The sequence below is a fragment of the Maricaulis sp. genome (assembly GCF_048268525.1).
Taxonomy (GTDB): Bacteria; Pseudomonadota; Alphaproteobacteria; order Caulobacterales; family Maricaulaceae; genus Maricaulis.
In genome coordinates, this window is record NZ_JBLWVH010000013.1 from 79,052 (window position 1) to 89,098 (window position 10,047).

General features: G+C 62.0%; 12 protein-coding genes. All 12 read right to left on the reverse strand.

Annotated features, from left to right (window positions below):
• Nucleotides 1-4 precede the first annotated feature (4 nt).
• A complete protein-coding gene (locus ACN0X9_RS08530) occupies nucleotides 5-373 on the reverse strand; it encodes a hypothetical protein (RefSeq protein WP_417487188.1) in 369 nt (122 codons plus the stop codon).
• A complete protein-coding gene (gene sucC / locus ACN0X9_RS08535; RefSeq protein ID WP_417487189.1) occupies nucleotides 373-1,566 on the reverse strand; it encodes an ADP-forming succinate--CoA ligase subunit beta in 1,194 nt (397 codons plus the stop codon). The genes ACN0X9_RS08530 and sucC overlap by 1 nt, the downstream gene beginning before the upstream one ends.
• A gap of 101 nt (nucleotides 1,567-1,667) precedes the next feature.
• Nucleotides 1,668-3,041: a hypothetical protein gene (locus ACN0X9_RS08540; protein ID WP_417487190.1), complete on the reverse strand. Its 1,374-nt coding sequence runs from the start codon at nucleotides 3,039-3,041 to the stop codon at nucleotides 1,668-1,670.
• Between the two features lie 102 nt (nucleotides 3,042-3,143).
• Nucleotides 3,144-3,572: a TQO small subunit DoxD gene (locus ACN0X9_RS08545; protein ID WP_417487191.1), complete on the reverse strand. Its 429-nt coding sequence runs from the start codon at nucleotides 3,570-3,572 to the stop codon at nucleotides 3,144-3,146.
• 86 nt (nucleotides 3,573-3,658) lie between these two features.
• Nucleotides 3,659-4,195 carry a DoxX family protein gene (locus ACN0X9_RS08550; RefSeq protein ID WP_417487192.1) on the reverse strand — a complete coding sequence of 179 codons (537 nt, stop codon included), beginning with the start codon at nucleotides 4,193-4,195 and terminating at the stop codon, nucleotides 3,659-3,661.
• Nucleotides 4,192-4,941, reverse strand: coding sequence for a putative DNA-binding domain-containing protein (locus ACN0X9_RS08555; protein WP_417487193.1), 750 nt, complete (start codon nucleotides 4,939-4,941; stop codon nucleotides 4,192-4,194). Before ACN0X9_RS08555 ends, ACN0X9_RS08550 begins: the two co-directional genes overlap by 4 nt.
• The gene (locus tag ACN0X9_RS08560; RefSeq protein ID WP_417487200.1) at nucleotides 4,934-5,773 is read right to left on the reverse strand and encodes a DUF692 domain-containing protein; all 840 of its coding nucleotides are present in this window, start codon (nucleotides 5,771-5,773) and stop codon (nucleotides 4,934-4,936) included. Before ACN0X9_RS08560 ends, ACN0X9_RS08555 begins: the two co-directional genes overlap by 8 nt.
• Nucleotides 5,774-5,843: 70 nt before the next feature.
• The gene (locus ACN0X9_RS08565) at nucleotides 5,844-6,134 is read right to left on the reverse strand and encodes a DUF2282 domain-containing protein (RefSeq protein WP_417487194.1); all 291 of its coding nucleotides are present in this window, start codon (nucleotides 6,132-6,134) and stop codon (nucleotides 5,844-5,846) included.
• A 194-nt stretch (nucleotides 6,135-6,328) separates the two neighbouring features.
• Nucleotides 6,329-7,183: a DUF1036 domain-containing protein gene (locus ACN0X9_RS08570; RefSeq protein WP_417487195.1), complete on the reverse strand. Its 855-nt coding sequence runs from the start codon at nucleotides 7,181-7,183 to the stop codon at nucleotides 6,329-6,331.
• A gap of 82 nt (nucleotides 7,184-7,265) precedes the next feature.
• Entirely contained in the window at nucleotides 7,266-7,988 is a 723-nt protein-coding gene (locus tag ACN0X9_RS08575; protein WP_417487196.1) for a hypothetical protein, read from the reverse strand.
• A gap of 98 nt (nucleotides 7,989-8,086) precedes the next feature.
• On the reverse strand, nucleotides 8,087-9,601 hold the full coding sequence (locus tag ACN0X9_RS08580; protein ID WP_417487197.1) for a carotenoid oxygenase family protein: 1,515 nt from the start codon (nucleotides 9,599-9,601) through the stop codon (nucleotides 8,087-8,089).
• A 9-nt stretch (nucleotides 9,602-9,610) separates the two neighbouring features.
• The coding region (locus ACN0X9_RS08585; protein WP_417487198.1) for a DUF2141 domain-containing protein at nucleotides 9,611-10,047 on the reverse strand (437 nt) is incomplete at its 5' end.

Consider the following 10,047-nt stretch of genomic DNA (forward strand, 5'->3'; position numbering starts at 1 on the left):
CTTCCTAGTTTGGCGTTGCGACAGCAGACGGGTTGGAAACCTCGCCGATCGCAGAGAGAATCGATGAAATATCAGTCGCGGTGAGTTCTCGAAGCTCCTCATACGCGGCTGACGTCGCCCGCTCGTCCCCAGTACCTTCGCCGCGCAGCCTGTAGGTGCCGTCCACGAACGCGAGGAAGAAATAAAACGGATTTGCAGGGCTGGAAGGGGTTGAAACGAAGACAATGGATTTGTCGTCACTACATCCGTAGACCAGCCACGAATTGCCACCATAGCCCTGCTCAATCGGTCCACGGCTGCACTCCAACCGTGGCTGACCTTGGCCAGCTTCGGAAGTCTGCAGCGTGACAGCGAGCAGGGCCGCAACAAACATCAGCCTTTAACAGCCTTTACAATTTTCTGGGCAGCGTCGTCGAGATCATCAGCGGCGATCACATTGAGACCGCTTTCATTGATGATCGACTTGCCCTTCTCGACATTGGTGCCTTCGAGGCGCACCACCAGCGGGACCTGGAGGCCGACATCCTTGACCGCGGTAACCACGCCTTCGGCGATGACGTCACAGCGCATGATGCCGCCGAAGATGTTGACGAGGATGCCTTTGACGTTCGGGTCAGCGGTGATGATCTTGAACGCCGCCGTGACTTTTTCGGTCGTGGCGCCACCACCGACATCGAGGAAGTTGGCCGGCTCGGCGCCATAGAGCTTGATAATGTCCATGGTCGCCATGGCGAGACCGGCGCCATTGACCATGCAGCCGATATCACCATCGAGGGCGACATAGGCGAGGTCATACTTGGAAGCCTCGATTTCCTTCGCGTCTTCCTCGGTCGTGTCACGGAGCTCCATGATGTCCGGATGACGGAAGAGTGCATTGCCGTCGAAGGAGACCTTGGCGTCCAGAACACGGACATGGCCATTGTCCATGACGATGAGCGGATTGATCTCCAGCATCGACATGTCCTTCTCGCAGAAGGCTGTGTAGAGGATCTTTGCCAGAGCCATCATGTCGTCGCGCGCCTGGCCTTCCAGCTTCAGCGCGTCGCACACAGCGGCGGCAGAGGCATCGGTCACGCCGGTCGACGGGTCGATATCAATGGTCTGGATCTTCTCCGGCGTTTCCGCCGCGACTTCCTCGATATCCATGCCGCCTTCAGTGGAGACGACAAAGGCGACCTGGCCGGTTTCACGGTTCACCAGCAGCGAGCAATAGAGCTCGGTAGCGATGTCGGCGCCGTCCTCGATATAGAGGCGATTGACCTGCTTGCCCTCAGGGCCGGTCTGGTGGGTGACCAGTGTATTGCCCAGCATGTCCTTGGCGTTGGCAATCACGTCTTCCTTGGAAAAGGCGAGACGGACGCCGCCCTTGGCGTCAGGACCAAGTTCCTTGAATTTGCCTTTGCCGCGTCCACCAGCGTGGATTTGCGACTTCACCACCCAGAGCGGTCCGGGCAGCTTGTCTGCGGCTGCGGCTGCCTCGTCGGCAGAGAAAATGGCGACACCTTCAGCGACCGGTGCGCCAAAGGATTTCAGGACGGCTTTCGCCTGATGTTCGTGGATATTCATGAAGGGGCCTCGCGGGAGGAAGGAAGCGACAAAACGGCCAGAATGGACTCGCCTTATAGCACTGGGCTGCTGCGGTGCAACGCACTCGCAGCGTCTAATTGTCAGTCAATCTCGAATGTGTGGTCGCCTTCCTCATCGTCAGTCGGGGGGGTGAGAATATCGGCCAGGCTAAGGCGCCGAGCGGCGGCCGGCTGGTCGGTTTCCGGCCCGATCACAGGACCCGAGAAATACCGCACCCCAGCGGACATGGCCGCCTCGACGAGAGCCGGGTTGCTGATCTTGGTGAGACAGGTATCGGCGCTCAAGGCGCGGCCGGCTGTCACCCAGTCGACGCACGCCAGGAGATCCTTTTCGCTCACGCCCCCGTCATTCATGCGCTTGGGCGTCTCTGCGCTGAGCACGCCGATGCCGCAGCTTTCGAAACGGTCCAGCCGCTGGGAACCAAATGTATGGTGAGCCAGAACATAGGCACCGAAATGCTTCATCGACCGGAAAACTTCCTGCATCTGCGCCATCGGTGCGCCATCCGGGATACCATCCACCCGCAACAGGAAAAATTTTCGCGCCGGCTCCGGGATGGGGTGCAGCGCGTTGAAATATTCCATCCGGCGCGACACCGATGACAAGCTGTCATAATGCACCGGAACAACAATCATGCTGGCACGGCCCGCCGCGCGGGCACGCTGGAACCCACGCTGGGCTGCCAAGGCGATCGCGCGGTCGAGTTGACGGTGCTGGTCGCGGTCGGCGGTTCCCGACAGGGTTTCACGCCCATAATAGGCGAAGCCGTCGATCACCTTGCGGGCCACACAGTGACTATGGCTGATCGCCGACTTCCGACTGTCCCAGCAAGGTTTGAAAACAATGTCGTCCCAGCTCGGTTTCGGACCCGCCGACTTGGCTTCGGCGCCTGCAAGCATGGACGGTCGGCCGCGCGGTTCGGGCCTTGGCCCCTCGACCCAACGCGTCCGGTCGTCATCATCACGTTCCTGCGCGGGCGCAGCGCGCCAAGGCGGCGTCTGCTCACCGTTTGCTACCGCTTTGGGCTCAACTGGCTTGGAGGACTCGGGTTCAGGGTCATGAGGCTGCGACCGAGCGACAATATCAAGGAGCTCATGGGTCGGGACATCGCGGGCCTCTCCTTCGGCGCGGACATCAGTGAGCTCGGACTGGCCGAGGAAGAAAGCATTCAGCTCGCCGGATATGGCTTCGACCATCTCGTCTGACGCTTCGACATCAGCCGCTTCGAAAATGATCAGAAATCCGCCCTGAACCCGCAGCATCACATCGTCGGGACTGATCCGCCGTTCGATGAACTGGGTCGAGGTTTCATAGACCTTCTCGCGCAAGCGCGGCCAGTCAGCGCCGGCCCGCGCGCGGACACGCTCCAGATTCAGAAACTGGAATTGTCCCATGTCCACAGAGGCTCGGCCGGCGAGGGCCTTTTTCAGTTTTTGGCGCAATTCTGGCGACATGAGCGGTCGATCCGTCCCAGGCAATCCCGATCATCCACACTCTGCGGTCGTACTTCTTGCGATTTTGTAAGTCTGCCTGCGTGATAATTGCCCTGATCGCGACTATTTCAATGTCGCGACTATCGCACCGTCAATCGAGAACGCTCCGCCCCCGCGGGCAAAAAGGTAAAATCCGGCCGCAGCCAGCACGGCGACCGATGTCCATGCGTCCGGCATCACCCAGAACGCATACACGCCACAGGCGATCAGCAGAACGAACCCCACCAACCGAGTCAGAAAGCCGACCAGAAACAGGAAGGCGATCAACTGAGCGCCCCAAACGGCAATCTGGGCGGTCTGCGAAGCAGAAAAAACAGGGATATCCCAGATCGCAGCAGCGGCGACCGTATCGGGCATCACTTCCGGCCAGACGCCGGCATTGGCCCTGCCCCAGGCCCACAGGCCGGGCACAAGGGCGAGCCGGATTGCGCCGCCGACTATCCAGTCCGGCAGAAAACGTTCGGCCCGCGCCGATTGTCCTGTCGTATCCATTTGCCCCCCCGGGCCGCTTCATCCGGGCCAGCCGACCGCAGATCCTGAGCATGCCGCACGGGGCATCAGGGGGCAATCAAACGCACCTATCGCGCGAAAAATCGCGCAGCCTGATGATCGACAGAGAGACGTCCCGGTCCAGTGACCACGATGAACAGGGCGATAACCACCCACAATGCATGCGTTGACCACCACGCTTCAGGGAAGACAAACACCTGGATGATCAGCGTCATGATCAAAAGGCTCAGTGCACTGAGACGGGTCAGGATGCCGAGGACCAGCAGGACCGGAAACACCAGCTCTGCCAATGTCGCCATCCACGCCGCCAGGTCTGGAGGGAGGAGGGGCAAGGCGAAGTCTCCGCGAAACTGCTGCAGCGCCGCCGGCCGCAACTCGAGGGGCAACTCCGGCAACCGCACGCGCGCCCGCTCGACTTCGAAATCATTGATGAGCTCGGTAAATGTGAACAACTTCACCGTACTGACCTTGGTCAGAAGCGAGCGCCAGAATACTCCGGCCAGCGCCAGGCGCGCCAACAGGGGCAGGACATCCTGGCCGAGCCAACGGTTCGCGAAACTCGCCGCCCCCGCATGCAGGGCTTGGGCGTTCTTGAGTAAATTCATGTCGGGCCTCCAGCCAGATAGCCGGCAGCCAAGGCGTCACCAAACGCCGCAGCCACATCGAAGTTTGGGTCCTGAAGTGAGGCAGTAATGCTCGACTGCTCGATTGAGTGTCCTGCGTCAAGTTGATCAAGGAAAACCGCGATCGCCCGGGTCAACCGCGCGCTGCGGACCTGCAAGCGCGGACGGTGAACGATCACGGCCTCGGGCTGCGGAGTGAGGCGATATTCGCCACCCTCGCGGTCAGCGCGGTGCGCTTCCCAGACATCGTATACAGGCCAGTCGAGGTGAAGAATGCGAACCGACGGGTGCAGTCCCGGAGCGAGAACCGGTACATCCTGAGGCGGCATTGCAGCGATTGTCCGGGCCTGGCATGGCTCGACATCAACAGCATGAAGCGCCTCCAACCAGACGCGATCGAGACGAGCGATGTCCGCCAGATAGGGCAAGGAACTGGCTGGTTCGTATCGGCGCACATGATCCGCAAAACCGGCGCCATACAGCGTCAACGTACGTGTCCGCGGCGGATGGTCCTGCCAATAGGCTTTCGCCATGGGCGAAAAGAACTGGTCCCCGGTCAGTCTGTTGACTGCCGGATATGCCGCTCTCAAGGCTTCGATTGCTGCCCTTGCGACATTGTTGCGATAGATTGCCAACAACGAGGCATCGCTGACAGGAGCGCGGATCGTCGTCGCGGCTGCGCCCCCGAGCAACATCGCGGCGAAGTCAGCATGGAAACCCTCAGACATGGGCCGGCTCGGGTCGACGGGCGCGGTCGAGATGGCGTTGGGCGATAGCCCGCTCGACCAGCAGCGCCTCGAATGGCGGGAGGTTGGCATCACGCTCGATCAGCGTCGGGCGGGGTCCGATCACCGCGAGCACCTGCGCAAACAGCGTCCAGACGGGGTCAGCCACATCGGCGCCATGCGTATCGATCAGGAGTCCCTTGCCGATCGCCTGATCATCCTCATGTCCGGCGAGGTGGATTTCTCCGATCGCCTCATGGGGCACCCTGCCCAGCCAGGCGATGGGATCGACGCCCAGATTGTGGGCCGAGATATAGAGATTGTTGACGTCCAGCAGCAGGCCGCAACCGGTGCGGCGGACCGATTCGGCCAGGAATTCCGCCTCGTCGAATTCATCTTTGAAAGACAGATAGCGCGCCGGATTCTCGATCAGCACCTGGCGCCCCAGCGCTGCCTGCATGATGTCGATATTGCGACAGAAGCGGTCGAGGGCGAGACGGGTCATCGGGACCGGCAGGAGATCTGCAAACCAGATGTCATCAAATGCCGACCAGGCGAGGTGCTCGGATATCCGCACCGGTTGGTAGCGCTCGACCAGGCGGCCCCAACTAGCGAGGTGGCCGGGGTCCGGTCGCTCGAGTCCGCCCAGAGACAGCCCGACGCCGTGCAGGCTCAGGGCATGTTTTTCCCGAATGGCATCGAGCCAGCGCAGGCGTGGCCCGCCCTCTGTCATGTAGTTTTCCGGATGGACCTCGAACCAGAGGCCGTCCGCACGGGCATCCAGCGCCGAACGAAAATGCTCGGGCTTCAGGCTTACGCCTGCGAAGGGGGACAGATCGGGATGCGTCATGACAGACGGCCTCCACGGGACGGTCACCCGGCCCCGTTCGCCAGAGGTCAAGATATCAGGGCCGCTCAACCGGCGTCAGCGATCCATTGCCATAGGGCGTTGCAATCGACTCACAGCTTCCCTCCGGGACATAGGTCCAGGCATTGCCCTGATAGTCAGTCGTGGACGTGCCGGCGCAGGAGGTGCCCGGTCCGGCCGCGCAATCATTCTCGCCCGCCAGGGCGATGCCGTAACACTGCTCCATTTCATCGTCGACGCTGAGCGTGCTGGCCTGGGCCGCGGCGGCGGACAGCGAAAGGGCAAGAGCTGAGGCGGCGACGGCCGCGGTTCGCGTAGGTGCGTTCATTGTGTGCAATCTCCAGATTGGGTGATGTCCGGGCGAAGAGGTGTGCGACGCCCTGACGCCCGGAACCTGCCGCGAGCCTCCGCCCGACACCAATCACGTCCCCGCGCGGACCGTCACCATCACGTGACCCGCCGTCAGAACCGTCTCAACGCCTTGTCAGAAACCGGTGAGACGGAACCGCCATGCCTCGAAAACTACTGGAGATAAGCTGTGAAACGCGAAACGTTCGTCCGGAAAACATGCGCTTCAGCGTGAACAACGCGGCCCGTGGGACACGCCGCATCGGTAGCCGCAAATGGTCCATCAACCCCGTCCGGCATACAAATGCGCCGATCAACGTCCTCATTGTTTCGGCCCACCGCACCGACCAGGACCCGATTGCCAGCCGGAAACCCGCGATAGAGATCCGCGCACTCGCCACTGGCCAATGTCTGCCGGGCCACCAGATCGTAGGCTCCGTCTGCCCTGGGCAGAAGGACCACGGTGTCGGCTTCGCCCCGACCGCCATGGCAAACCTCAAGCGTGCGCACAATCTGGGCCAGACCTCGCTCATCGCGCGGTGCGCCGACGCACAGCGCCGCATCGTCCACGGAAAGGCGGTCGCAGCGGACCCGGTAATCAACCTGTCCGATACCGCGGTATCGACTGGCCCCGATCGGCAGCCGGACATAATTTCGCGCCTGGCTCGCCCCTGAGCAGGGCTCGCCGGTTGCCTGTGCGAAGGTCGACGCGGCTGGCGTGCAATAAACGGCATCGCCGGACCGGGCGGGCCAGCGCCACTCACCCGACATCACATGAATATCCAGAGAATGGCCGACCACATTGTTGACAGCCCCTTCCAGACATTGCCCCGGCTCGACCAGGAACCAACTGCGCAATGTCCGGCTCTCCGTCGAAGTCGTCCGGTAGGCCGCAGCAATTGCCACGCTGAAACCAGCCTCGTTACAGACATTGAGAAGGACATCACGCTGCGCCAGCGCCTTGGCAGGCGACATCGCAAACAACAATCCTGCCAACAGGGTTAGGGCAAAAAGGCGAACAACAAGCATGAACCCAGCTCCGTGATTTACTACTGGACGTCGCAAATGCACGCGCAACAGTCAATCACGAGAGAGCCCGGTTGGTAGCCGCCTATCGACTCGCCGGCGCGACAAACCGCATGGGCTGGCCGCCTATGTCGATCCGAACAATGCGCCCCGTGTCGCGGTCTATGAAAATGTCGTTGGCCGGCGTTCCGCCCCGCTGCTCAATCCGCAGCGCATCATGGGTCCCAGCCGGCGTCTCAATTACAACCGTTTCGACCGCGCTCAGCGTCACGTCGGCGGTCGAATTGCCCATCGGGGCGTACCAGCTGAATGTGACTTGTTCGCCAGTTTCCATCGGCAAAGCCGCCGCCAGCACGAAAAAGCTGGCCCGCAGGATTGCCCCGTCCGGCAGTGCCGTGTCGATTGCGTGGGTGGCATCCGCCTGACCGGGGCGAACCACACGTGTGCTGCCGGTCACCCGGCCAGGTTCGAAATCACCATCAGTGACAAAGTACTGGCCTGCCTGATGAAAGCGGATATCGACCGAGACCGGCTCCAGATCGGCCAAGCGGACCCTCGCCTCCATGGATTCGTAGATTTCACGCGACGCCCACATGGTACGGTCATAGATCGCGATTTCATCGCCCTCGACTTGCCAGCCGAGCCGCATGAATCCATCGGCTTCGCCTTCGTATTGAAGCTGGAGATAGATTTCCCCCGCCGCGAGGCGGTCAGGATTCATCCGGGACCGCCAGTCATCGCCCTGCGCTTCGGCCGGCAAGGTGATGAAACTCGCTGCGCAGATCGCAGCCAAGCAGAAATTTCTCATTTGTGGTCTCCCAACGCCCAAGCCGGGCCGACACGCTTTCACGCGCGCGATTTCGGCAGCCTTTCCGGCACATTAACTCGGAGCGTCGGAGCGAGCCGTCAGCCTGAGCGCCAACACCCGTGAAATCCGAAGGGGCAGGCATAGGGCAGTCGCCAGCTGGCGACCGGACCATCGGACAGATGCTGCGCATTGAAGGCATGCAATTCGGTTTGTTCGTCCCGCGTATTCAGCGCGGTGTGGAGAATCCAGCCTTGCCCTTCCGGCGCAACTGGGGACGCGGGAATGAATAGCGGCTCCTCGACAAACACAGCTTCGCCATGATCGAACACATCACGGTCGCCCGTGTGAAGGTTGCGACGCTCGATTCGCGTCGCACCTCGCGGCTGGTCCGCATCCCAGGCGATGTGCCAGGTTTCCCGTCGACGCAAGCCGGTCAGGCGCGGATCCACCTGCGGGAACTCGATATACCCGTCCCCGAGCGACTCGATTCGGCTACGCCCACCCGGTGCCAGCGTCACCTGCATGTGCCGCGCTTGTGAGTCGGTCTGGGTTTCTGCCTGGCCGCGCATGATGTCGTAAGCACCCGCCATCGCAAATCGCGCGTCCTGGGACAGCGCCGCATCAAGCCGGATTGTCCCGTCCGCCTCCTCCCAGGCGCCGCCGAAATGGAACAGGAAACCGGGCGGCAGCTCCCAGGTGCGGCGACGGGTCCAGTCATTCTTGTTGATCGCGATCGCGATCATCGGCGCCTCGGCGTCGAAGGCGAAACTGTCGAGGAAGGGCAAGCGCATATCCTGGAACCGATAACTTCCGACCAGAAAAACCAGCGAATGCTCCGTGATTACAAAGTCATGCACCATCCCGCCGGGGACATCCTCGACCACGCCCGCCTGCAACAGGGTGCCATCCGACGCTAATTTCCAGATGATCATGCGGTCACGGATGGCGTCCTGCCCGAAATTCCAGACAATTCCGCTGTCCGGCTCGCGTTTGGGATGAGCCGAGAACGGGACTCCGTCCAGGCCATTGCCCCAGCGACGTGCTCCCTGGCTTTCCAGCGTGTCCGGATCGACTGCCCAGGCCGAGCCGCCTTCCCAGAGAGCCAGCAACTCATCTCCCAACAGGAGCACGGACGTGTTGGCGACATTCATGTCGTCCGGACCACTCAACCCGCCGGGTTGAGGCGGCACGGACGCCAGTGCTGGCACGATGAACCGGCCGGCGGCCTCTTCGGCCTGCCACTTGTCGGTCTCGATGAAACGGCCTCGGTGGCGCACCCCGTTCGGCCCCAGATTCCACGACTGAAGGAAACCGTCTCCGTCGAACCAGTGACGATAGCGCCAGTCCTGTCTAGAGAACCGTCCGGGACCGTTCCGGAACAAGGTGCCGGTCAAACCGTCAGGAGCGGTCCCGGAAATCAGGGTCGCCTGACTGTCGAAGCCCTCAGCCGGGGCATCCCGGACAACAAGCGTCCAGGGGTCGGTTCGGCTGGCGGCCTGATAGTCGGCGAACACCGGATCCATTTGGCGCGCCGCGGCAGTCACCGGCATGGTGGCGACGCTTCCGGCCGCGGCCAGCAGTTTGAGGGCCTCTCGGCGTGAGGTCGTCACCATGCGCCCCTCCTATTCGAAGCTGACCGAATGAACGGAACTGTCCGCGGAAACTTCGAACGCAGCAGCGTTCCATTCGGGCGGGCCGAACCGGCCGTGTGCATTGTTGGAGAACGCGAAGGGCTCGCTGGGGATGCCCATCAGATTGGTGTCCATCTCACCGTCTGCATCGACGTCGTGATACATTTTCACGCCATATGTTCCGGCGGGCAAATCCGTGAAGGCGACGGTCAGCTGGTCGCCGTCCACGGAGGCACGCGTGCCGGCAACGGCCGCGCCGTCATTCCACCCGGCCTCGCTGTCATAGACGCCGATCATCACATACCCGTCGGACGGAGCTACGCCGCTGATCTCCAGGGGCAGCGTGACCATGCCATCATCGGGTCCTGCTAGGCTCGCGGGCCTGCCGACAAGAGGGGCTGTCAGGAGGGAGGAAGTCATGAATTTCA

Bases quoted from the DNA above. Each gene is read 5' to 3' on its own strand.
- ACN0X9_RS08530 (WP_417487188.1), bottom strand. From the start codon at position 373: ATGTTTGTTGCGGCCCTGCTCGCTGTCACGCTGCAGACTTCCGAAGCT.
- ACN0X9_RS08540 (WP_417487190.1), bottom strand. From the start codon at position 3,041: ATGTCGCCAGAATTGCGCCAAAAACTGAAAAAGGCCCTCGCCGGCCGA.
- ACN0X9_RS08570 (WP_417487195.1), bottom strand. From the start codon at position 7,183: ATGCTTGTTGTTCGCCTTTTTGCCCTAACCCTGTTGGCAGGATTGTTG.
- ACN0X9_RS08580 (WP_417487197.1), bottom strand. From the start codon at position 9,601: ATGGTGACGACCTCACGCCGAGAGGCCCTCAAACTGCTGGCCGCGGCC.
- ACN0X9_RS08545 (WP_417487191.1), bottom strand. From the start codon at position 3,572: ATGGATACGACAGGACAATCGGCGCGGGCCGAACGTTTTCTGCCGGAC.
- ACN0X9_RS08565 (WP_417487194.1), bottom strand. From the start codon at position 6,134: ATGAACGCACCTACGCGAACCGCGGCCGTCGCCGCCTCAGCTCTTGCC.
- ACN0X9_RS08575 (WP_417487196.1), bottom strand. From the start codon at position 7,988: ATGAGAAATTTCTGCTTGGCTGCGATCTGCGCAGCGAGTTTCATCACC.
- sucC (WP_417487189.1), bottom strand. From the start codon at position 1,566: ATGAATATCCACGAACATCAGGCGAAAGCCGTCCTGAAATCCTTTGGC.
- ACN0X9_RS08555 (WP_417487193.1), bottom strand. From the start codon at position 4,941: ATGTCTGAGGGTTTCCATGCTGACTTCGCCGCGATGTTGCTCGGGGGC.
- ACN0X9_RS08550 (WP_417487192.1), bottom strand. From the start codon at position 4,195: ATGAATTTACTCAAGAACGCCCAAGCCCTGCATGCGGGGGCGGCGAGT.